Raw genomic sequence first — 22910 nt, 5'->3', positions numbered from 1 at the left:
TTGTGGTTAACAAAATTTAGTTCCTCAACGGCTTGCCTTTGAACAAAATGCTGTGAATTCTTTCCACAGTTTTTGGCTCACCCGTCAGGCTGAGGAATGCCTCCCTTTCCAAATCAAGCAGGTATTGCTCCGACACTTCCGTCGGCGATGAAAGATCACCCCCACTCATGATGTAGCCAAGCTTTCTTGCAATCAGGGCATCGTGCTCCGAAATATATTTTCCATACAGCATACCAGTTATGCCAGCTTCGAACAAAGCCAGTGACGATTGACCATGTACTTTGATGTCCCTTCGCTCCAAAGGCTGAGTATAGCCAGCTTCCGATAGTTCGATGGCTTTCCTTTTTGCGTCAGCCAAAAGGCGAGCTCTGTTCAGCGTGATTTCGTCAGACGGTTTGATATAACCCAATGCCTTGCCTTCGTGTGCCGAGGTGGCCACTTTGGCTGTAGCGATCGTCATAAAATATTCCTGCAAATGATTGAGCTCCGGATCACCGGGAGCATAAGAGTCACTGGCCCTCAGTGTCATTTCTTTTGTGCCGCCGCCCGCAGGAATCAAACCTACGCCAAATTCCACAAGGCCTATATACGTTTCGGCGTGTGCCTGAATAGCGTCACAATGAAGTGAAAGCTCGCAGCCTCCACCCAGCGCCATGCCCGAAGGGGCTGAAATTACTGGCACAGATGAAAAGCGAGCTTTCATCATCGTAGTTTGGAACTGGCGAATCATCAAATCGATTTCGTCAAACTCCTGATCGGAAGCATACATGAATAGCATAGCCAGGTTAGCACCCGCTGAAAAGTTGGCACCCTCATTACCTATAACCAAGCCTCGATAGTTCTCCTCCGCTTTTGCAATAGCGAGATTGATTCCCTCAATTACTTCCTGACCGAGAGAATTCATTTTTGTATGGAACTCAAGATCCAGAATACCATCACCGAGGTCATAAAGTGTTGCGCCAGCATTTGACCAAACCACTTTGTTTTCTTTAAAAGCATCAAGGATAATAAGCCCTTCTTTTCCCGGAATTGGTTTGTACGACTTTGTAGGAATGTCGTAGTAAAGCTTCTGACCTTTTTCGAATTTGTAGAAGGAGTTATTGCCCGCAGCCAGCATTTCGTGAACCCATGGGGCTACTTCCATTCCAGCAGCTTTCATCTTTTCGGCAGTCGCTTTTACACCCACCAAATCCCACGTTTCGAAAGGACCAAGTTCCCAGGCAAAACCAGCGCAGACAGCCTGATCGATTTTATAAAGCTCATCGGCAATTTCCGGAATTCTCATGGAGCAATACCTGAACACATCGTAGAATGTCGCCCGATAAAACTCACCAGCTTTGTCCGTTGCATTGATCAGTTTTGGCAGGCGCTCTTTTACACTTTCAATATCTTTTACTTCTTCAAGCGATTTAAAGGAAGCCTTGGTTCTTGACCCATATTCAAATGTCTTCAGGTTCAACTCGAGAATTTCCTTCTCGCCTTTTTCGTTTACTGTCTTTTTGAAGAAGCCTTGTTTTGTTTTGTCGCCCCACCATTTTTTATTGTAAAGCTCCTCTACAATTTTCGGTAGTTTGAATGTGTCCTTCGACTCGTCTTTTGGCAAGCCCTGCAACAAATTTCTTGATACATTAACTGTGGTGTCGAGCCCTACCACATCCATGGTTCGGAAGGTGGCCGATTTTGCCCGGCCGATAATCGGTCCGGTCATTCTATCAACCTCACCGACAGCCAGTCCCATTTTTTCCACCACATGCATGCCCGACATCAAAGAGTAGACCCCTATCCGGTTGGCAATGAACGCAGGCGTGTCCTTACATAGCACAGTTTCTTTACCGAGGTACAAATCGCCATAGTGCATAAGGAAGTCCACCACCTTTTGGTCTGTAGCCGGAGTAGGAATGATTTCCAGCAATCTCAAATAACGAGGCGGATTGAAAAAGTGTGTTCCGGCAAAATGCTTCCTGAAATCCTCGCTTCTTCCTTCAGCCATTAGGTGGATTGGAATACCCGACGTGTTGGAAGTAACCAAGGTGCCTGGTTTGCGGAATTTCTCTACCTGATCATAGACCTTTTTCTTGATATCCAGGTTTTCAACCACAACCTCCATCACCCAATCACACTCCGCAATGGATTTCATGTCGTCATCAAAATTGCCTGTCTTTACCAGGCTTGCCTTTTTGGCGTCAAAAAGCGGAGCTGGCTTTGAAAAAATTGCTGTTTGAAGGGCGGTGTTTACAATTCGGTTACGAACAAGTGGGTGCTCCATTGTTAAGCCTTTCTTTTTCTCATCGTCCGAAAGCTCTTTCGGAACAATGTCTAAAAGCAAAACCTGAACACCAATGTTCGCAAAGTGACATGCTATTCTTGAGCCCATTACACCGGAGCCAAGAACTGCCACCTTTTTAATAACTCTGTTCATAAATTTTCTCTTCGTTAATGTAAGTATGGATCAGTTGTTTATCCTCTATGAGTTGATTGATTTGTGTGATGACGTCAAAGAATACTTTGAGCTTTTCAGGCTCAACCTGGTCGATCACCATTTCGTTGAATGCGATAACTACCCGTTTTGAGAGCGTCTTCTGATACTTTCCCTTTTCAGTTAAAAATATCCGGACTGACCTGCCATCATTCGGGTCAGGCATTTTGTAGATGAGCTTCCGCTCTTCCATATTTTTGAGCATTCTCGTCAGGCTTCTTGCTTCCAACCCCATCAAAGGAGCTATTTTGGTGGCGGGGGTGCCCTCTTCGCTTTCTATATTGAGCAACACAAATCCAATCGATGTTGTAATACCATCATTTTGGCCGGCCTGGTTGTACATCCTGGCAATGCTATGCCAGGCCACTTTAATATTATAGTCAATAGTTTCTTCTCTCTTCATTCTAAAGGGATAACGGGAGTATATCAAATATAGCAAAATTTGTTATGCATGCATACTATTTCTTGCCTGGCATTTGATCAATGCAGAAAAGTGTATTTATTGATTGAGGTCGCCCCGGAGCTCCCGGAATCTTTTGCGAGCCTCGGCGGTGTAGATACTTCCGGGGTAGGTTGTAAGAAGTGCTTGAAAAGCTTCCATGGCGAGTTGCTTATTCCCCAACTGCTTGTCGATAATTTTACCTTTTAGAAACAAGGCATCATCGCCAAGTATATCCGTAGGGTAGCTGGTGAGTATCTTGTCAAGGAGGGCAATCGCTACTTCCGCATGGCCCAACTCCTGGTTAATTTGTGCCATTTTGTACCAAACCTCATCGGTAATTCTGTGGTTGGGAAATTGGCTAAGCAACGAGTCAAAACCTTGAAGAGCCTCAAGTTTCTTGTTTTGGAAAAGCAGCAAATCAACTGCAGCGAATTTCTTCATCGCCAGCTCGGTGGTGTCCATCAGTGTATTGTCCTGAATCAGCAGACTAAGTGCCATTGCATCATTAGATATTTCCCGTGAGGTGGCCAATTTCAAAATATCGAGATGGGCTTTGGCAAGTTCAAAGTCGCCATTGTAATAATTGAGCTTTGCATTCTTGAGTTTTGCCTCATAGCCAATCAGGCTTTCCTTGCTGTCTTTTTCCACCTGCGAATAAAGTAATGTCGATTCCCAGGGTTCTCCTATCAGCAGATAGATGTCTCCAAGATCTAGTTTGCAGCTGGAAACCAATTGCGGCTGAGCCCTCGGAAAATTGATAATGTCTTTTAGCGTAGAAATTGCCTGATCCTTTTCATCAAGATAAAAAGCATATAACAAAGCCTTGCTTCGGAGCGCTTCCAGGGTGTTGCTGTTCAAACCCGAATCTTTGATAAGATTATCGTAATCGGCGATCAAAGTTCTGATGGCGGTGGTGTCAACCGGATAAGTGTTTTTAACTTTTCCTTCCCTGGCCTTTATCAGCATCCTTCTTGCTAACACATAATTGGAAGACGATGGATATGTTTGAATAATCCATGAAAAAATATCTTCGGCATCTTCGAACGCTCCATTGTCAATTGCTATGATACCAATTTCCAGTACCCTCGAGCCCTCACCTCTCTCCCGGCGGTCAATGGCTCTGGCTTGCGTAAATGCACCAAAAAAATTTTTCTGCTGAAGTTCTGCCCAAATAAGTAATTCGCCATAGATAATATCATTGGGACTTTTCTGCACCTTTTGGATAAGGATCGTTTCAAGAGCCTCTAAGTCTTCGGGCTCCGTGAGCAGGTTCTGCAGAATATTCCTGACGTAGTTAATATTATTGGGATTTTGAATGGCGAAGTTGAGATACTCCTCCATCATTTGCTCCCTATTATTGAGAAGACGGTAGATATTCGCCAACTCGATAGCGTATGCATACTGGTTACCGGATGATTGTCTTCCTGCCAGATAAGTTTTAAGGGCATATTCTCTGAGCTGCTTGGAGATAAAAGTTTGCGCAGTTATTCGGAGCTTGTAGTTGTCTCCCTTTATGCCTGCTATTACCGACTCAAATTGGCTATTGGCCTTATCGGCTTTTCCTGCCGCCTGATACACCATGCCCAGGTCTATCTTATAAATTAAATTGCCATCGTCTCGCTTAATTTGTTTCTCTACGTAATCCTCTGCTTCCTTGTAGTTCTCCAGGTTGATGAGAAGCGCCAGATAATTATTGTGAACAAAGGGGATGTTTCTGGAATCCTTTACCAGGTCTTTATAAAGATCGAGCGCCTTGTCAACATCGCCCTGCCCCAAATATTCGTTCGCCAGGTCAATTTTAGCGTTGTCCTGCCCACGCAATAGAACTGGCGCAACCAGGATGAGAATTGCTACTATTATCAGTCGTTTACTCATTTATCCACATTTTCTGTTTTGTAATATATATAACTAAATTTTTAAAAGATTAATTGAAGAGTATTATTAAGTCTGTGGATTTGTGGATAAGAAAATTAGCATAAGTCGATTGTTGATCAAATTGGAGTTTCAAACAACATGTTAACATTGAAACGCAAGCGATAGTGCAAAGGAGGGAGATTGTTGATAGATGGGGAGTTAGTGATGTGAGTATCTTTTTTGACTTAAGTTGTTGGTAAGAGGTAAGTGTAATGTGCACAAATCAGCTTAACTGAAATTGTGTCGGATCGGTTCTGTTAGATTGAATCGAGTTGTGGAGAACTTGGGCAGTTGAGCACAGGCTTAGCTAAGTTTTCCACTAAAAGTTGATCTCAACATTTTCAAGTGTCCAGTTTTCTCTAACGTTAAAGAATTCGGGATATATGTACACGCTTTCGGGTTCTATTCGCTTCAGGCTGTTTCCGGTAGACCACACGCCGTCGTTGTTATCATCAACTAGGATCCTGAAGGTATAGTCTCCGGGTGGGATGTTTTTGAACTCGAAAGTAGACGTTCCTGGTTGTGAGGAAACTACTTTGTACTTGTTGGTGACTAGCTGAAGTGTATAGTTTGTGTAGTCTGTTGAAATAGTTCCTCTCACTATCCCCCGCTCTTCGCTGTTTATGAATTTTAGTGGGATGTTTTCAGTGTAGGAAGTGTCTCCGTCTACAGAAAAGAAGGTTCCCTTTGGAAGTTTGACTCGGGTATAGTTGTCTTCGACTTTGTCTAATAGTTTTTTGATTCTACTGTATCGTTTAAAGTCGAGCGAAGATGTGTCTGATTGCAATGAGTCAGTTAATTGTTGGTATCGGAGTTTTTCATTGGCAACTATCTTTTTGTCGATTTGAGTGTTGATAGTAACTTTTGTTTTGTGGTTGTTCCAAATGATGGTGTCGATCTTGACTGGATGTTGAACAAGTGTATCTATGGAAACTCTCATGGAGTCGGCGATGTAGTTTTTTGCTACTGGTTTTGTAAACGATAATGTAAATGTCGTTTTCTCGAGTATTTGCTCGTCTTTGGTAGGGATGGTGGTAAATGTAAACGGTGGAATGCTTCGCTTGCTTGATGTGAATTTTAGGTAAGTGGTATCAATGGTTTGGTTGTAGGTGCTGTCTATGGAGGTGATTGCGATTTGCAGGCTATCCTTTTTCGGATTTGAGACAGGATAGAAAACAATACCTCTCCCATCTGGTGTTAGGTTCGCTTCAATTGTCCAATTGGGAAGCTTCAAAGAATCCAGGATTTGAACGCTAAAATCTTTGAGGGGTTTGTTATAGCGGCTTTCGAAATATATGCCCGACGTGCGGGAGGTTAGTTGTGCCAGTGGGCGTACGTCGTTGCGTGTGATAGGTATGGTTAGAGAGTCGATGTTGTATGTAAGTGCTAAAGTGTCAGCGATGAATCCATGGGGCTCGTCGTTGGGCTCGCACAAATTGTTTTTGTTCTTGTCCTGGAAGGCGTAGAGTCTGTAGTTCCCGTTTTTAAGGTTTTCTATTGAGTAGGTACCATCTTCAGCAGTTTTTGTAAAATAGAGAGGGCGCTTGTTAAATATATCAGTCGTGTCGTTGGCTTGGTAGAGGGCTACTGTGGCTTCTTTGATTGGCTCGTGGGTGAGCAGGTCGATAATGCTACCTGCTATGGATAGAGAGTCGATGTAGGTAGTGGTACTAAATGCCAGTATGATGTTTTCAGCATCGTTGTTTTCGGTGATGTCTGAAATAGTGCTGTTAAAATTTAACGTGTAGGTGGTGCTGTCAGCAAATGGGTTTTCGAACTCTAGTGTTAAGCTTGTTTTTTTTATGAGTACATCAAATTTGTTTTGATCATCCGGGGTAATGATAAGTTTAGTTTTGATTTGGTCTTCCTTAATGAACTCATCAAAGACCAGGGTAATTTTCTGATCTTTAAAGTTGAGAGACTTGTTAATGGGATACGATTCCAGAAGAGTGGGAGGAATAGTGTCTTTTGCTCCTCCGGTTACGGGTTGCTGGCTGGCACATGAGGTGTAAAGGACAAATGCATATGCAGCAAGAAAAGCTGAAACAAGTATATTTTTCATTTCTTTTGGAAAATGTAGATCATACTGCTGTATTGACTTGTCCTGGCTCCGTAAATATTTGATTTACAACCATTTATGATGGACTTCAGGATTTTATTGCTGCTGTTGACGTGCGTTTCTGATAATAGGCTGATATAGAAGGAATCAAGATATAGTGGTGCTTTTTTAACGAAAGAAAGTCTGTTTGATTTTAGCAGCATTTTGATATTTTCGTCATCGAAATGAAATAGATGACGAGGTACATCGTAAGCCGCCCAGTTTTCTTTATAGTGTTGTGCATCCCAGCTCTTGGTGTTTGGAACCGCTACAACCAAATAACCGCTTTTGCTCAACAGTTTTTTTAGCTGTTTTATTGTGACGTTCAGTTCATGGACATGCTCAAGAACGTGCCACAAGGTGATTACTTCAAATTTTGCTTCTGCCTCTTTAACCGATGCCAGGTTTCGGTAAACTGATAGTTGTTTACTCATCGCTTTGGATAGACCTACCTCCGATGGTTCTACTCCCCTGACCTGGTATTTGTTTGATTCCATGTATTGCATAAACTGGCCAACACCACAGCCGTAATCCAGAAGTCTGCTGCCAGGTTTTGCTATTTTTTTGATCAATCTGAATTTGTACCACAACGTATAACGTTGAGCTAATGAGTAGAGTCTACTCATCAGGCTACCGTCACTGTTATGCGATAGGTAGTTACTTGAGTCGTAGAACTGAGAGATGGTTTCTTTGTTGGGTCGTGGGTTGGTTATTAGCAGCCCACACGAAGTGCATGTAGAGATAGCAAAACTCTGTTGAGAAACAAGATGATCTTTGCAGATAACGCTGTTTCTTAAATCGGTGTTTGAGCAAATGGGGCACTCGTCTATTCGTTCGTACATGTCCAATTACCTCCCCATGTATACCATTAGTATTGAGATATCTGCTGGGTTAACGCCGCTTATTCTGGAAGCCTGCCCTAACGTGTGTGGTTTGATTTTTAGTAGTTTTTCACGTGCCTCCGAAGAGAGGGCTGTTATTTTGTAGTAGTCAAAGAGTGGATCTATCCTGTGGTTTTCCAGTAAGTGAACTTTATGGGCTAGCTCTTTCTCTTTCACAATGTAGGTTTCGTATTTGATTTCTATCTCGCTCTGCTCTATGGCTTCTTTTGTATATGGCTTTAACGCAGCGGCGGTTTTGCTATGCAATGTGAGCAGTTCAGAAAGGTTAATTTGTGGCCGCTTTAAAAGTGTGTAGGCGGATGTTTTTTCCTTTATCGTAGCGGTATCTATCGTTGTGAGCTCTTCGTTTATTTCTTCTGGGGTATATTTGAGTTGTTTCAGAACTGCGTGTATTTGATTGCTCTGAGCAATTTTGTCTTTCGTTGCCGTTAGGCGTTGGTCGGAGGCTAAACCAATAGCATGGCCTTTCTCGGTTAGTCTTATGTCTGCGTTGTCTTGTCTCAGAAGTATTCGAAACTCTGCCCGTGAAGTAAACATCCTGTAAGGTTCTTCAGTGCCTTTGTTAATAAGGTCGTCAATCAGCACACCAATATATGCCTCAGATCGTGTTAGGATCAGTGGATCTTTCTTGCTGGTTTTGAGGTGGGCGTTAATGCCTGCCATTAGGCCCTGAGATGCGGCCTCTTCATAGCCGGTAGTGCCGTTTATTTGCCCGGCAAAGTACAGATGCTGGATGAGCTTTGTTTCTAAGGTAAGATTGAGTTGTGTAGGTGGAAAGTAGTCGTATTCGATGGCATAGCCAGGCCTGAACATTCTGGCGTTCTCAAAGCCGGGTATTTTCCTTAGTGCTTTTATTTGGACGTCTTCTGGTAGCGACGTAGAAAAGCCATTGACATATACCTCAACGGTGTTCCAGCCCTCTGGCTCAACAAATACCTGGTGGCGGTCTCGTTCTGAGAACCGATTGATTTTATCTTCTATTGAAGGGCAATAACGTGGGCCTATTCCTTTGATCCGGCCGGCAAACATCGGCGATTTTTCGAAGCCAGTCTCCAGGATAGCATGTACTTCAGGGTTTGTGTAGGTAATATAACAGCTTGCTTGTGTTGCTAAGGGAGTGGTTTCTTCGCTGTAGGAAAATTTGCCAGGCTCAGTATCTCCCTTTTGTTCCTCCATAGCGTCGTAGTTGAGGCTGCGTCCATCAACCCGGGGGGGGGTGCCAGTTTTCATTCTGCCTGACTCAAAGCCTAAACTCTGTAGCTGCTCAGTAATTCCTTTGGCAGCATGCTCACCGGTACGACCCCCGCCAAACTTCTTTTCTCCAATATGGATGACGCCATTAAGAAAGGTGCCGTTCGTAAGTACTACTGCGCTTGACTCGATCTCAATTCCCAAGCTTGTTTTGACACCAACGGCTTTTCCGTCTTTGACAAGCAAGCCGACCACCATCTCTTGCCAAAAGTCTACGTTTGGATTGCGCTCTAACGTTAACCGCCATTCCTCTGCGAACCTCATTCTGTCGCTCTGAGCTCGTGGGCTCCACATGGCGGGCCCTTTCGACTTGTTGAGCATCCTGAACTGGATCATGGTTTTGTCGGTGATAATTCCCGACATGCCCCCTAGTGCATCTATCTCACGCACTATTTGTCCTTTGGCTACACCACCCATCGCTGGATTGCACGACATCTGTGCAATAGTGCCCATATTCATAGTCACAAGCAGCACTTTGGAACCCATGGTGGCTGCAGCATGTGCGGCTTCACAGCCAGCATGACCAGCCCCTACTACTATTACATCGTATTTAGGAAACATATATTTTGATGTTCCACGTGGAACGTCTAGGTATTGTTAGTGTTAGCAACAGAGTGAGAAGAAATAATGTTCCACGTGGAACATTATTGATCCGGGAGCAAAGATAAACAAGCATCTTCTTTTTTTCTCATAAGCTCCCTTTCTGAACTTGCCTTGTCTTTGTAACCACACAAATGAAGAATGCCATGGATCATAACCCGATGTAGTTCGTTCTCAAAAGGAAGATTTAGTCGGGCGGCGTTTTCTTTGACACGGTCAATGCTGATGAATATATCACCTTCGATCTGTTCTTCTTCCTCTGAGTTATCAAAAGTAATGATGTCAGTAAGTGTATCGTGATTGAGATACTGCACGTTCATATTGTGCAAATAGTCGTCGGAGCAGAATACATAGGAAACCTCTGCAAGGGTATGCTTCTCCAAGCGTATCACTTCTTTAATCCAGGAACGAACTTTGTTGGGAGAAGCTAGTTTGAAAGTTATCTCTTCACTGAAGAAGGTGATTTTCATGCTAGCCCAGGTAAAAGATCAGGTCTACCTTTTTGCCACCTTCGTGGAACTTAACTTCGTCACACAGGTTCTTCATTAGGAAGATGCCTCTACCGCCGGGCTTCTCGAGGTTTTCTGGCGCAGTGGGATCTGGCAGGTGGTGGTAGTCGAAGCCGATCCCTTCATCCTGAACTGTGAATTGAAGGTTTTCATTGAGTAATGACAGTTGCAACAACACATTCTTGTGAGCGTCCTTTCCGTTGCCATGTAGTATGGCATTGTTTACGGCTTCGGTTACAGCAATCATGATATTGCCATAGATATCATCTTCAAGACTGAATCGTTCTTTAGCGTTGTCGATAAAACTCTCAACGATTCTAATATTCTCAGGAAGAGAAGGAATCTCGATTTTGATATTATCCATTTCTAAGCGGGTTAATTGCTGCCAATACGTTTAAAGTACTCATTTACCTCTTTTTTGTAATAAGGGTTCAATTTAGGAGGAACAGTTTTAAGCAATTCAATTTCCTTTTCTTTTAACTGCTTATACTCCTCAAAAGCCGCCGGTATCTTTCTTTCGAAATCTTTTGCGGCCTCCCCTTCCCTCTCCTTGCTAAGTTCTCTTTCTCTTTCAGAGATTTCTGCTTCTAAAAGCCGTGTTACGATGTCTTCTTGCCTCTCCTGGCTAATGTTGGCCAGTCGTTTGTTAACAAGATCTCTTTCGGTTTGTTCCATCTTTTTGATAGCATCTTCCAGGCCGCCCGGCCCACCTTCTTTGTCACCACCCATCTTCTGTTGCATGGCTTCGAGCTCTCTTCTAATCATTTCTTGCTCGGCAGCAAGTTTAGCCAATTCTTCTGATAGTTGTCTGCCTGTTTTTCCGCTTTTTTTGAGATCGTTAATTTTCTTGCTGAGTTCACTCTGAAGCTCGCTTAGGCCCGGCATGTTTTTCTTTTGCCCTTTTTTGCCTTTCTGAGGTGAGCCCATAGCGTCAGCCATTTGCTGTTGCATTTGCTGAAGTACGTCGTCGAGCAATAAAGCGAGGTTGTTCATCGATGTCATAGAGAATTGCTGCTTGCTGATCGCCAGAGATTTGTTCCGGTCTTTAAGCGCATCCAGGCTTTGATCCATGTATTCATTGAGAGCACTCACCTCTCTTGTTACAAAGGAGGCAATTTGAAAAACCCTGTTAGCCAGTGCAAGGAGACTGTCTTTAACGATAATGGCATCGTCCTTTATCTTTAATTGCTCCTGAGACAATTCAAGAAACCTTGGGTCACTCTGATTTACTTCTTTGAAGTTGTTCATGAGGGTTTCCTGGCTGAAGGAGAGCTTAACGAGGTTGTCTACTATGTCTCTGAGGTTGTCGAGGTTTTCCTCGAGCATTTCCATCTCCATATTGCTCTGCATTTGCTGCATCTTTTCACCCATCTGCTTCATTTGCTGAGCACTTTTCTTTTGGTTGTCAGACGCCTTCTTCCTCTTCTGCTCTTCCAGATTAGAAATAGACTCCTCCTGGTTCTTCTCCACTTCTTCTTTCTCTTCACTGAAATCCGGCATGCTTTCAGGGTTATTGAGCTCCTGGTTGAGCTTGTTTAACTCTTCCATGTCTTTTTGAAGCTCCTGAAACTCTTCTTTGATTTCTTCCTGCTCCTTAATGAGGTCTTCTTTTGAGTTCTCAGAGTTCTCAGTCTTCTCGCTTAGTTCCTCCTGCTTCTTGCTTGTTTCTTCCAAGTCCTGAACTATTTCCTCAAGCTTAAAGTCAAATTTCATCTTGTTGAAAAGCTCCAGGGCTCTTTCGAGCTCTTTTTCAAGGTTTTCTTCCTTGTTTTCTATCTGGTTCATCATTTTTTGAACCTCGCCAAGCTGCGACTTTTCCTCCAGCAGTTTTTTCAGTTCGTCGTAGAGTTTTTTAGTTTCATCATCAAGCAGCTCATCCATGAGCGACTGGAGCTTCTCCATTTGGTCTTTTAGCTTGGGGCTTCTTTCTGAAAAGCGTTCTCTACGCTCATTCAAATCTTTGTTTTGGTTTTTTAGCTTTTCTATGTTCTCGCTAAGCTCCTCTTTTTTTTCCAGCAGGTCTTGTATCAGCTTCTCGTCCTGCCAGTCCATCTTTTTCTTGGTCTTCAGCCGATTCTCAATTTCCTTTATCTGATCCTGAATTTCTTTCGCCTGGTCAAGGCTTTTATCAATCTGTTTTTCGGCACCCTGGGCCTCCTTCGCCAACGACTCCTTCAACTCTTTTCTCGTCGGCACCTTCATGTAATAGAGGCCTGTGCGGGTCGATTTATGCCCATTAACCTCATCATTGTCAGTTACTTCTACGTAGTAGGCAAGCGTCTCTCCTTCCTTGAGGTTCATGCTGTCGATGCGCCACTGGTAATAAAAACCCTGAGAAGACTGCTTTTTGTCGAGAGGAAGTGGAAGCGTGCTGAATAGTGATTCTTCCTTAGCATTCTGAGTTTGGTACTTAATGGCTAGCTTGGTAAGGCCATAGTCGTCGCTCACCGACCCGCCCAGCACAATGAAGCTGAAAAGAGTGGTGTCCTGGAAGATTTCTGCGTGAATTTCAGGTGCCTTGTCTTTTACCACTTCGATCCGGTACCTGATTCTGTCTTTATTTTTGCTGAATTTGTTGGCTAGCTGTACTTCATAGTATTGTGGGTTGAAAAACGTCTTTTCTACATCAAATAGCTGATTGTCAGATATTTGTGATGTTACAGGCTCCTCGTCTTTGTCAAATTTTAGCCATAAGCTGTCGGCTTCTGTGGTGCTGAATTGCCAGTTGATCTGGCTTCCCTCAGGTACTTCCACATTGCCTATGTTTTCCAAAAGAACATCTTGTTTGCCGGTGTAAGAAGGGAAGTCAAGGAAGACGTTGAAGTTTTTAAGAAGAGGCCGATTGTGTAGCGTAATCTGATATTCAGAACTTGAGTACCCTGCCGCTTCGAACCTAAAGTTGGTCTTTACAAGCATTTTCGGAAAGGTAAACTCAAAGAGTCCTTCGTCGTTTTCGTTTAACTTGATTCGACGGCCATTATTTTCCAGGTACACATTTTCTGGGATATTATCTCCTTCAATGCTCATTTTCAATTGAAAATCCTCATTGCGAAACCCGTCCAGGGACTCATTCAAGAGATTGAATGTAAACGGTGGCGGTGGGGTAAAGGTCTTATTGTATTGAATGATCCGGGCGGCACTTTCCGTAAATAGCTGAGGAATCAGCAGAAGCAATATTAGTGTGATGCCTACAGGAATGGCTAAATACCTTAAAAAGCTAAGGTTGGCATTTATTTTTATCGCATTAACAAACTTTGTTGTTGAGAGCTCCTGGCTTTTTTGGTCTATGCTGGCTAAAAGAAGACTTTCATCCTGATTGGTAATTTTTTGGAGCTGCAGTACATTCAGAAGTTTGTCTTTCACTTCGGGAAAAAACCGCCCGATCTGACGGGCTGCCTCAGCGTCATCAAGGTTTTTGCCTCCGGAGTAGATCTCCCACAGAGGCTTTATAATCCGAATCAGGAGTATGCCAGAAGTGAGAATGACAAACGAAAACAACAAAAAGCCCCTGATCCACGTGCCGAAGCGAAAATTGAACTCTAATACGGTAAACGTCAAGAAAAGGCAAAGGCCTACAAGAAGGAAGTAGAGAACCCCTTTAACCAGCTTGTCGGTAGAGTATTTCTTTTTGTAATCATGAAGTTGCCTCTTGACGGCGTCAATTCCTGTATTCATTTTGGCCTCCTTCTTTTCATCCATTTGCAATTCGCAAAGGGTATGATACTAGTTATAACGAATATCGTGAAAAGAATGTAGTTAAAAACGGAAAATTGTTTGAATAGACTTGCTTTCGCTGTCGAAAGCAGCTAAAAAACCGTTATTTGATGCTAAGTCCAACGGGGCAATGGTCAGAATGAACCACTTGTGGCAAAATTTCGGCGTGTACCAAGTCTGCTGCCATCTCCTGAGTGGCGAGGTGGTAATCAATCCGCCATCCCTTGTTGTTTGCTCTGGCATTGGCTCTGAAGGTCCACCAGCTATACTGGTGAGGTGCTGTGTTGAATTGACGGAAAGAGTCCACAAAGCCGGTGTCTATGAATTCGCTAAGCCACTCACGTTCCTCCGGCAAAAAGCCAGAACTCTTTTTGTTGGACACAGGGTCGTGGATATCGATCGGCTTGTGGCAAATATTATAGTCCCCCGAAATAATGAGTTTAGGATGGTCGGCCTTTACTTTTTTTATGTAGTCAGTAAACTCACCCAACCATTGCATTTTGTAGTCCTGTCGCTCGTCACCGGAAGAACCCGAAGGGATATAAACACTCATGATAGAGTAGTCCTGGAAATCTGCCCTGATCACCCGACCCTCATAGTCCGACTGATCAATGCCGGATCCGTACTCCACATGTTTGGGTTTAATTTTTGACAGAATGGCAACACCGCTATAGCCTTTTTTCACTGCTGGAAACCAGTAGCAGTGGTAGCCGAGGTCTTCGAACAAGGAAACGGGAATTTGCTCTTTGTGGGCCTTAAGTTCCTGAAAACAAACGATTTGCGGATCTTTCTCCTTTAACCACTGCGTTATTCCTTTGGAAACAGCCGACCGAATTCCGTTTACATTATATGATATAATTCCTGTCATTATAATGTACTTTCTTTTTCAAAATACTCAATAGCATGAATTTTTAGTAGCTTTTCTTGTTCTGTAGTGTCAAAATGTGGCAATTTTTTCATCATCTTCCAGTGAGGCCAGCCGTCCTCGTCTATGCCCTCCAGGGCGTAGAAGCCAGAGAAACTCAGTACTTTGCAGATAGCAATGTGCATTAAGTCCTGCTTTTGCTCTTTGGTAAAAGTCCTTCGCCCCTTGCCCAGTTCTTGTACACCTATCAGAAAAAGTACGGCGTTGAGGTCAGCCGGTTTTTTGCCAATCATTTTTTCTAGTTTGCCAAGTAGCGCCTGCCACTCCCTCTCGAGATCCAGGTCTTTTTTAAACATTTTGTGATGTTAGTTTTAATTCGTCCCAAAACTCAACTGCCCTTCTAAGGTGTGGAATTACTATCGTGCCCCCAATAAGTGTGGCTATGCCGAACACCTCGTCCATCTCCTTATCGGAGCAACCAAGTTCGTAACATTTGCCCAAATGATAGCGCACACAGTCATCGCACCTGAGCACCATGGAACAAGCAAGCCCCAGCATTTCTTTATTTTTTACATCAATGGCCCCTTCGCTAAAGGCATTGGTGTCCAGGTTAAAGATTCTTTTAACAAGCTTGTTATCAGAAGAAAGAATGCGCTCATTCATCTTTTCCCTGTAGTTATTGAATTCGTCTACTTTACTCATACGTTCTATCTGTTTGCGTTATAAAAGGAGTCACTCTCATGCTCCGGGTATTTTTGAAAACGGGGAATACAGGTTGTGTTTGCGAGCACTTTTTTTTCTATATTTTACCCATGGCAAATATCGCAAATGAACTTTGGAATGATTTTGTTTCTTTGATATTTCCTGAAAACTGTATCTCATGTGGTGAGTTATTGGTTCGGGGCGAGGATCATTTGTGCACAGCTTGCCGTTATCAGCTGCCCATTGTAGATGAAGCCATCCGAAATACTCTCCTTGGAAACAAATTTGTGTATGAGTCAAAGATTAGCTTTGTCGATGCTTTCTTGACATTTAAGAAATCAGGCATTACTCAGAAGCTTCTTCATCAACTAAAATACAAAGGAAACCGAGAGTTGGGTGTTATGCTCGGCGCCTGGTATGGCAACCAGCTACTAGAGAGGCCAGAGTTTTCGGCTTTTGATGTGATTGTTCCAGTGCCTCTGCACAAAAGAAAGCTGAGGATCAGAGGCTACAATCAAAGCATGGCAATTGCCGAAGGACTTTCCGTCTCCACACAAAAGCCAGTCGACGCTGAGCTACTAGTCAGGTCTAAATTCACCAGCACGCAAACCAAGAAGCAAAAGGTAGACCGCTGGCAGAATGTGGAAAACATTTTTGCGATTACCAGCCCAGAGAGTGTAAAAGGGAAAAAGGTACTGCTTGTTGACGATGTGCTTACTACCGGCTCGACACTATCATCTTGTGCTTCATCGCTTATCAGCGCCGGGGCTGAAGGGATAGGAATTTGTGCTTTGGCAGTTTCCCACAAATAAAAAAAGCTCCGAACTTCGGAGCTTTCTTATATCGATAATTTTGTTTTGTCTTAGTAGTTGGTGCCGGCACGAATCATCGCACAACGGAAACCTATAGTAGAAGTTGACGAATCTTCTTCCAGGTATCTTCTGGTTCCTGGCGACATCCAGTAAGCTACATCAGCCCATGAACCCCCTTTATAAACCCTCACTCTGTCAGACACAAGTGAGTTGAAGTTCTGCGTGTCATAACCTTTTTCGTCATCAAGGTAACCATCACGACGAACAGGGTTCAGGTCGTCAAAGTCCTGAAACGAAAGCGGGCGGTAAACGTCCCATACCCATTCGTTAACATTTCCTGACATATTATAAAGACCGAATTCGTTCGGTGGATAATCGTAGATATAAGTTGTGATCATGGCGCCGTCGTTCAGCTTGCCGGCAATACCAGCGTAGTCACCACGACCTCTTTTGAAGTTAGCCAGGAAGTAACCCATTTTCTTTCCATAAGGATTACGCAATGAGTGACCATCCCATGGATACAGTCTGCGGTGAGTTTGGTTTTCGTCCAGCCACTGAACACCAATAAGTGCCTGAGCTGCATATTCCCACTCAGCCTCGGTTGGGAGACGGTAGTTAGGTAGCACAACACCACTTTCCAAAGGAATTCTTTCACTTCCTGATTCCGCAAGGGTTACATCCTCAAGACCGGCATCTTGTGCAAGCTTAAGGTTAACCACTGTTGTTCTCCAGTTGCAATAGTCATTGGCTTGCTTCCAGTTAACACCTACAACAGGGTAGTACCTGAAACCAGGGTAACGAAGGTAGTGATCTACATAAGGATCATTGTAAGCAAGGTCTCTGGCCCAAACAGTTGTGTCAGGCAGCGATGACTCATAAAATTCTCTTGATGAGTCAAGGCGAATGTAGTAGAGATACTCCAACCAGTGAATGTTGGCGATTTCAGTTTCGTCCATGTAGAACGAAGCAACTGTCACGGCTCTCTCAACATTGTCGTGTCTATTCATCAAATCTTCCTCGAAAGACCCAAGAACGGTACGACCTCCTTCTATAAAAACTAGATTAGGACCCTCAGGCTGACCGGCATAGTCGCTCACCTGAAAACCACCCTCCTCGTTGTACTCCATTCCTGTCGCTGAGCTCAGGCTGCCTGGACTACTACTTGTTGGTGTGCTGGAACCGCAACCGCCTAGAAAAGCGGAGAACCCAACAGCCAAAGCAGAGGTACATAAGATGTTAACAAAATTTTTCATAACCTGTTTATTTGAACTTAAAAAGCTAATGTAGCCTAGATCGGGCATATTTAATAACGATCAGCTACAAATTTCAATTATAATAAGTTTTTTTCAAAAAAAGAGAGGACAATATAGGGATTTATCTAAATAATGTCTCTAACAGACGTTTTATTGTGCTACTGCCGCCTCATTTTCCTGTAGCATTTTTTTCAGGTAACCGATTGCAAGGTCTACTGACTTGACCTGCTCGAGGTTCAAAATGAGTCGGCCTTTGTGCTCCCTCATCCGGCTGATCTTAGGATTCTTTTGCACATACTCCAATACTTTGCCAAAGGTTGCTGACTTGAAGTAGGCTTCATTTTCGCCCGAAACAAAGTAGCACTTCAGCACTTCTGCTTTTAATATGAGCTTCTCAATTCCGGCTTTTTTGGCCAGCCAGCGAAGTCGTACCGTTTTTATAAGCTCTTCTACTTCTTCGGGAATGGGGCCGAAACGATCTTTAACATCGGCGCTGAATTTGGCCAACCCTTCCTCCGACTCCACGCTGTCGAGGTGAGAATAAAGGCTGAGCCGCTCTGAAATATTGTTGACGTATGACTCGGGGATGAGAATTTCGAGGTCAGTTTCTATCACGCAATCGGTGGCCACTGCCTCAACCGCCTTCTTGAGGTCTTCCGCAAACAGGTCGCTGTAGTCCTCAATTTTTAGCTCCTGAATTGTTTCGTCGAGGATTTTGTGATACATCTCAAAGCCAAGGTCAGAGATAAAGCCGCTTTGCTCACCTCCCAGCAAGTCTCCCGCTCCCCGGATATCCAGGTCTCTCATGGCGACTTTGAAGCCGTCGCCCAATTCGGAAAACTCTTCAAGTGTCACCAGTCGCTTACGGGCTTCGGCTGTCAAACCTGACGAAGCACCTGAAAGGAGTAGACAAAATGCCTTCTTGTTCGACCGTCCTACCCGTCCTCTCATTTGGTGCAGGTCGGAAAGCCCGAACATGTGCGCCCGGTTAATAATAATGGTATTGGCATTGGGGATATCAAGGCCACTTTCGATAATGTTGGTTGACACCAGCACGTCGAATTCGCCTTCGATGAATCGCATCATCACTTTTTCCAGCTTAGGGCCGTCCATTTGCCCATGGGCAATGCCTATTCGTGCATCTGGAACCAGCCTCAAAACGATACTGGCTATCTGGTCAATGTCGCTTACCCTGTTGTGCACAAAGAATACCTGGCCGCCTCTTCTCAACTCGAAGCTGATGGCGTCTCTGATTACACTTTCGTTGAATTCGTGCAGCTCGGTGGTAACGGGTTGTCTGTTAGGTGGTGGTGTGGCAATAATACTTAAGTCCCTTGCCCCCATCATGGAGAAGTGAAGTGTTCTCGGTATTGGGGTTGCCGTCAAGGTCAGGCTGTCAACATTCACCTTCGATTCTTTGAGCTTTTCTTTGATTTTTACGCCAAACTTCTGCTCTTCGTCAATGACCAACAGTCCCAGGTCTTTAAATTCTACGTCTTTGTTCACAATCCGGTGCGTACCTATCAGAATGTCAATTTTTCCTTCTTTGACCCTCTGAAGTATATCCTTTATCTCCTTTGTGGTACGGAACCGGTTGATGTATTCTATATCCAGCGGAAAATTAGAAAGCCTTTCTTTGAACGTGCGGTAGTGCTGCATGGCCAGAATGGTGGTGGGCACAAGCACCGCCACCTGCTTTCCGTTGCTCGCCGTTTTAAAAGCTGCACGGATGGCTACCTCAGTTTTGCCAAAACCAACATCGCCGCATACCAGCCTGTCCATTGGGTGAGGCTGCTCCATGTCTTTTTTTACGTCGGCAGTAGCCAGCGCTTGATCTGGCGTGTCCTGATAAATGAAGGATGACTCGAGTTCGGCCTGAAGGAAATTGTCGGCCGGGAAAGCATAACCGGGCGTAGCCTTTCTCTTGGCGTAGAGGCTGATCAGGTCTTTGGCAATGTCTTTTACCCGCTTCTTTACTTTCTTTTTCTTGATATCCCAATCCTGAGTGCCGAGCTTGTTGATCGGCGGTGGTTGTCCTTCTTTGCCAGCATACCGGGAAATTTTGTGCAGGGAATGCACACTTACGTACAGCAGGTCATTGTCCCGATACACAATCCGAAGCGCTTCCTGTTTTTTTCCACCTACATCCACTGTGTCCAGGCCTGCGAACCGGCCTACACCGTAGTCGATATGCACCACGTAGTCGCCAGGCTGCAGCGACTTAAGTTCTTTGATGGTGAGCGCTTTCGACTTGGTGTGCTTTTCCCGGGTTTTATATTTGTGAAAGCGATCAAAAAGTTGATGATCCGTATAGCACAGCAGTTTTATCTGCTTGTCGACAAACCCTTCACGTAATCCCGCCAAAAAACCTTCAAACCGCATCGTGGGATCCAGTTCCTGAAAAATTGTGTCCAGGCGCTCGATTTGTTTTTCCGACTCGGCGGCAATAAACAGGTTATATCCTTGAAGCTGACGCTGGTTCAGGTTCTCCACCATCATTTCGAAGTTCTTGTGAAATGGTGGCTGGGGCTCCGCTTCATATTGGAAGGTCGTAGCATTTTCCAGATAAAACCGGCTCCCAAACTCGATCATCGGGAAGGAGAAAATGTGAGACTTGATGGTCGCAGCATTTTCGAACAGGTCGGCGGGCTCCAGCACAATTTTCGTGTTGCCGCTTTCCTTCATCAGCACGTCAAAGCTTGCAGAAGCCTTGGTGAAGTAGCTGTCGAGCTGATCGTAGAGTAGTTGCAGATCCTTTATCCAGAAACGGGTCTCTTTTGGCACAAACTCCAGAAATGACTGCCTTTTTTCCTGCAAAAGCCTGGTTTGCACATTGGGAATGATGCTGATGGAATTGACCGAATCTTGCGACAGCTGTGTGTTTGGGTCGAAAGTTCTAATGCTTTCGATTTCGTCCCCAAAAAGCTCCATGCGATAGGGCAGCTCCCCGGCGTAAGAATATATATCGATAATACCACCTCTTACTGCGTATTGACCGGCTTCATACACAAAGTCGGTTCGCTCAAAGTCGTAGGTCATGAGCAGTTCGGCGATGAAGTCTACATCTACCTTGTCGCCGACTTTGGCATTAAATGTATTTTCTGTTAGTGCCCTCTTATTGATCACCTTTTCTGTGAGCGCTTCCGGGTAGGTGACTATTATTTCTCCTTTACCACTTCTGTGGTTGAGCTTGTTCAGTACGTCGGCCCGTAGAAGGATATTGGCATTTTCGGTCTCGTCAAACTGGTAAGGTCGCTTGTAGGAAGTGGGGAAAAACAATACTTCCCTTTCACCAAACAAGTTCTGCATGTCGTTGAAAAAGTAAGCAGCTTCCTCTTTTTCATGCATAACAAACACATGGCATTGCCTGTCCATAGAAAAAACAGCTGCAGGCACAACGGCATCGAGACTTCCAACGAGCCCCTTCACCTGAAATGCTCCTCCACCTTTGGCCTTGAAGCTCTCGGCCAGGGTTTTCACAAAACTATCTTGCTTATAAATTGACAGGAAGTCGGAAACTTTCAACTTAAGAACATTTTTTGGTGGGCAAAAGTACGGATATTATGGTGATGGAGCGTTATATAACGAATAACCGAAGGTCATTTTATGATTATTCATCGAAAAATGTTGAACCAAGGCTCAAACAAAATGTTTAAATACAAATTACGGAGCTAGCATGGCAAATTCCTATAAGAAAACAAAGGCACCGACCAGTTCATTCCCGCTCAACGAGCTGGAAAAAATGCACCCCTATAAAATGCTGTTGCTGATAGGGATTTTTGGGAGTATTCTGATCTTCTTTTTCCTGTTAATGGTCTATACTGCGTCCGGTACATTGGTCGACAAAACAGCTAAAATTGAGTTTCCGAAGGCATTTGTCATCAGTACGCTTATCTTGTTTGGATCCAGCTTCACCATTGGCCGGGCCGTAGAATACTTTGAAAAAGAGAAAACAAAAGAGCTAAAGAAATCGCTGCTGTTTACTCTTGCGCTTGCCTTTGCTTTTTCATTCTCGCAGTTTTTTGGGTGGAATGAGCTGATGAATCAGGAAGCCAGTAATGCGGTGAGAGGAGCCATCGTCTATTTATATGCCCTTTCGGGCCTTCATATTTTGCACATGAGTGCCGGCATTGTCTACCTGGCCTATTGTTATGTCCTGCTCATCCGAAAGTTGAGTAACCCTGTTCACTCGTTGCTTTATTTCACCAACCCGTTTCGGAAGCTTCAGCTCGGCCTGTTAGTTACCTACTGGCATTTCATGGACGGTCTCTGGATGTTCCTCTTCCTGTTTTTCTTGTTTTTTCTCTAGAAGAGCCCTTTTGGCACAGATATTGAAATGAACCTACAAGAATATTTGTTGCGCTTCGTTCAACTATCAGGAGAACCAAAAGCCGAAATATTTGTTAATAATACTGAATCACAATTCCATAGTGGTTTCATAGATAGGTTAGGTTGGTGATTGGGCATGTACCTCTAGGGCATGCCCTTTCTTTTTTAACAGTAATTTATTCCATCGCCTGACATCCTATTGCTGCTTGTTTCTATTTTTGTGGAATTCAATTGCCGATACCATGAAAAGAATAATTCTTCCACTCAGTCTTCTCTTGATGCTAACATTTTCAGCTCAGGCGGTAAACACCACATCGAATGTGCTGTTGTGGGGCCAAACAGGCCACAGGGTCGTTGGACTTGTGGCGGAGCGTCATCTTACCAAAAAGGCAAAAGCCAACATCGAAAAAATACTTGGTGGAGAAAGCCTGGCCATGGTGAGTAACTATATGGATTTTATTAAATCCGACCCAACCTACAAGCACATGGATCCCTGGCACTACTGTACGATTCCCGAGGGCCAGACTTACGAACAGGTTGGCACTCCCCAGGAAGGAGATGTGATAGCTACCATTGAAAGACTAAAAAAGGAATTGAAAAGCAAGCAGTTTACAGATGTGGATGAGGCCTTTGCTTTAAAAATGCTGTCACACCTGGTGGGCGATATTCACCAGCCGTTGCACGTGGGCAATGGAAATGACCGGGGCGGCAACGATGTGAAGCTGAAGTACTTTTGGGAAAGCTCCAATTTGCACAGAGTGTGGGACAGCGACATGATTGATGGTCAGCAGCTGAGCTATACTGAATTTGCCGACTGGGTAGATATTGAAAACAAGGCAACAGCGGCTGCGTGGCAAAAAAGTGTAACGACGGATTGGGCTTACGAATCGATGGGCCTGAGAAAGCACGTTTATAATTTGCCGGAGGACTTGTCGCTTTCTTACAGATACAACTTCGATAATATTGATGCAGTAAAATTGAGGCTGGTGCAGGCGGGGGTGCGATTAGCGGGGCTGCTGAATGAGATTTATGGGTAATTGGTT

The 22910-nt window shown here is 44.2% G+C and carries 17 protein-coding genes; 3 read left to right on the top strand and 14 right to left on the bottom strand.

The window, feature by feature from the left end; all coding sequences use genetic code 11:
• Nucleotides 1–16: 16 nt before the first annotated feature.
• From GC130_RS26700 to GC130_RS26645, 12 genes are all read right to left on the bottom strand, one after another.
• Nucleotides 17–2419, bottom strand: coding sequence for a 3-hydroxyacyl-CoA dehydrogenase/enoyl-CoA hydratase family protein (locus GC130_RS26700; protein WP_152001424.1), 2403 nt, complete (start codon nt 2417–2419; stop codon nt 17–19).
• Nucleotides 2403–2879, bottom strand: a complete 477-nt coding sequence (locus tag GC130_RS26695) for a MarR family winged helix-turn-helix transcriptional regulator (protein ID WP_152001423.1) — start codon at nt 2877–2879, stop codon at nt 2403–2405. Before GC130_RS26695 ends, GC130_RS26700 begins: the two co-directional genes overlap by 17 nt.
• Nucleotides 2880–2975: 96 nt before the next feature.
• A complete protein-coding gene (locus GC130_RS26690) occupies nt 2976–4793 on the bottom strand; it encodes a tetratricopeptide repeat protein (RefSeq protein WP_152001422.1) in 1818 nt (605 codons plus the stop codon).
• Between the two features lie 358 nt (nt 4794–5151).
• Nucleotides 5152–6894 (bottom strand): Ig-like domain-containing domain, encoded by a 1743-nt coding sequence (locus GC130_RS26685; RefSeq protein ID WP_152001421.1) that lies wholly within the window; start codon nt 6892–6894, stop codon nt 5152–5154.
• The gene (locus GC130_RS26680) at nt 6891–7556 is read right to left on the bottom strand and encodes a bifunctional 2-polyprenyl-6-hydroxyphenol methylase/3-demethylubiquinol 3-O-methyltransferase UbiG (RefSeq protein WP_193218033.1); all 666 of its coding nucleotides are present in this window, start codon (nt 7554–7556) and stop codon (nt 6891–6893) included. Before GC130_RS26680 ends, GC130_RS26685 begins: the two co-directional genes overlap by 4 nt.
• A gap of 222 nt (nt 7557–7778) precedes the next feature.
• Nucleotides 7779–9644, bottom strand: coding sequence for a tRNA uridine-5-carboxymethylaminomethyl(34) synthesis enzyme MnmG (gene mnmG, locus GC130_RS26675; RefSeq protein WP_152001419.1), 1866 nt, complete (start codon nt 9642–9644; stop codon nt 7779–7781).
• Between the two features lie 83 nt (nt 9645–9727).
• Nucleotides 9728–10153, bottom strand: coding sequence for an rRNA maturation RNase YbeY (ybeY, locus tag GC130_RS26670; protein WP_152001418.1), 426 nt, complete (start codon nt 10151–10153; stop codon nt 9728–9730).
• 1 nt (nt 10154) lies between these two features.
• Nucleotides 10155–10556, bottom strand: coding sequence for an ATP-binding protein (locus tag GC130_RS26665; protein WP_152001417.1), 402 nt, complete (start codon nt 10554–10556; stop codon nt 10155–10157).
• An 11-nt stretch (nt 10557–10567) separates the two neighbouring features.
• A complete protein-coding gene (locus GC130_RS26660; RefSeq protein WP_226940622.1) occupies nt 10568–13891 on the bottom strand; it encodes a DUF4175 family protein in 3324 nt (1107 codons plus the stop codon).
• Nucleotides 13892–14009: 118 nt separating this feature from the next.
• Entirely contained in the window at nt 14010–14774 is a 765-nt protein-coding gene (locus tag GC130_RS26655) for an exodeoxyribonuclease III (protein WP_152001416.1), read from the bottom strand.
• Nucleotides 14774–15127 (bottom strand): hypothetical protein, encoded by a 354-nt coding sequence (locus GC130_RS26650; RefSeq protein WP_152001415.1) that lies wholly within the window; start codon nt 15125–15127, stop codon nt 14774–14776. Before GC130_RS26650 ends, GC130_RS26655 begins: the two co-directional genes overlap by 1 nt.
• The gene (locus GC130_RS26645) at nt 15120–15473 is read right to left on the bottom strand and encodes a carboxymuconolactone decarboxylase family protein (protein WP_152001414.1); all 354 of its coding nucleotides are present in this window, start codon (nt 15471–15473) and stop codon (nt 15120–15122) included. The genes GC130_RS26650 and GC130_RS26645 overlap by 8 nt, the downstream gene beginning before the upstream one ends.
• Before the next feature lie 110 nt (nt 15474–15583).
• On the opposite strand from GC130_RS26645, the gene GC130_RS26640 reads away from it, so the two are divergent.
• Complete coding sequence (locus GC130_RS26640) at nt 15584–16285, top strand: ComF family protein (protein WP_152001413.1); 702 nt, start codon at nt 15584–15586, stop codon at nt 16283–16285.
• Nucleotides 16286–16335: 50 nt separating this feature from the next.
• On the opposite strand, the gene gldJ is transcribed toward GC130_RS26640, so the two are convergent.
• Nucleotides 16336–17538, bottom strand: coding sequence for a gliding motility lipoprotein GldJ (gene gldJ / locus GC130_RS26635; RefSeq protein WP_152001412.1), 1203 nt, complete (start codon nt 17536–17538; stop codon nt 16336–16338).
• 150 nt (nt 17539–17688) lie between these two features.
• Entirely contained in the window at nt 17689–21063 is a 3375-nt protein-coding gene (mfd, locus tag GC130_RS26630) for a transcription-repair coupling factor (protein ID WP_152001411.1), read from the bottom strand.
• A gap of 151 nt (nt 21064–21214) precedes the next feature.
• Here mfd and GC130_RS26625 point away from each other — a divergent pair, with 151 nt between their 5' ends.
• Together GC130_RS26625 and GC130_RS26620 are read left to right on the top strand one after the other, a co-directional pair.
• Nucleotides 21215–21847 (top strand): cytochrome c oxidase subunit 3, encoded by a 633-nt coding sequence (locus GC130_RS26625; RefSeq protein WP_152001410.1) that lies wholly within the window; start codon nt 21215–21217, stop codon nt 21845–21847.
• Nucleotides 21848–22109: 262 nt separating this feature from the next.
• A complete protein-coding gene (locus GC130_RS26620) occupies nt 22110–22904 on the top strand; it encodes a S1/P1 nuclease (RefSeq protein WP_152001409.1) in 795 nt (264 codons plus the stop codon).
• The last annotated feature ends 6 nt before the right edge of the window (nt 22905–22910 follow it).

The sequence above is a fragment of the Imperialibacter sp. EC-SDR9 genome, assembly GCF_902498805.1.
Lineage (GTDB): Bacteria > Bacteroidota > Bacteroidia > Cytophagales > Cyclobacteriaceae > Imperialibacter.
This window is presented reverse-complemented; position numbering and strand designations above follow the sequence as displayed.

Coding starts and splice junctions, on each gene's coding strand:
- GC130_RS26700 (WP_152001424.1), bottom strand. CDS start 2,419: ATGAACAGAGTTATTAAAAAGGTGGCAGTTCTTGGCTCCGGTGTAATG.
- GC130_RS26695 (WP_152001423.1), bottom strand. CDS start 2,879: ATGAAGAGAGAAGAAACTATTGACTATAATATTAAAGTGGCCTGGCAT.
- GC130_RS26690 (WP_152001422.1), bottom strand. CDS start 4,793: ATGAGTAAACGACTGATAATAGTAGCAATTCTCATCCTGGTTGCGCCA.
- GC130_RS26685 (WP_152001421.1), bottom strand. CDS start 6,894: ATGAAAAATATACTTGTTTCAGCTTTTCTTGCTGCATATGCATTTGTC.
- GC130_RS26680 (WP_193218033.1), bottom strand. CDS start 7,556: ATGAGTAGACTCTACTCATTAGCTCAACGTTATACGTTGTGGTACAAA.
- mnmG (WP_152001419.1), bottom strand. CDS start 9,644: ATGTTTCCTAAATACGATGTAATAGTAGTAGGGGCTGGTCATGCTGGC.
- ybeY (WP_152001418.1), bottom strand. CDS start 10,153: ATGAAAATCACCTTCTTCAGTGAAGAGATAACTTTCAAACTAGCTTCT.
- GC130_RS26665 (WP_152001417.1), bottom strand. CDS start 10,556: ATGGATAATATCAAAATCGAGATTCCTTCTCTTCCTGAGAATATTAGA.
- GC130_RS26660 (WP_226940622.1), bottom strand. CDS start 13,891: ATGGATGAAAAGAAGGAGGCCAAAATGAATACAGGAATTGACGCCGTC.
- GC130_RS26655 (WP_152001416.1), bottom strand. CDS start 14,774: ATGACAGGAATTATATCATATAATGTAAACGGAATTCGGTCGGCTGTT.
- GC130_RS26650 (WP_152001415.1), bottom strand. CDS start 15,127: ATGTTTAAAAAAGACCTGGATCTCGAGAGGGAGTGGCAGGCGCTACTT.
- GC130_RS26645 (WP_152001414.1), bottom strand. CDS start 15,473: ATGAGTAAAGTAGACGAATTCAATAACTACAGGGAAAAGATGAATGAG.
- GC130_RS26640 (WP_152001413.1), top strand. CDS start 15,584: ATGGCAAATATCGCAAATGAACTTTGGAATGATTTTGTTTCTTTGATA.
- gldJ (WP_152001412.1), bottom strand. CDS start 17,538: ATGAAAAATTTTGTTAACATCTTATGTACCTCTGCTTTGGCTGTTGGG.
- GC130_RS26625 (WP_152001410.1), top strand. CDS start 21,215: ATGGCAAATTCCTATAAGAAAACAAAGGCACCGACCAGTTCATTCCCG.
- GC130_RS26620 (WP_152001409.1), top strand. CDS start 22,110: ATGAAAAGAATAATTCTTCCACTCAGTCTTCTCTTGATGCTAACATTT.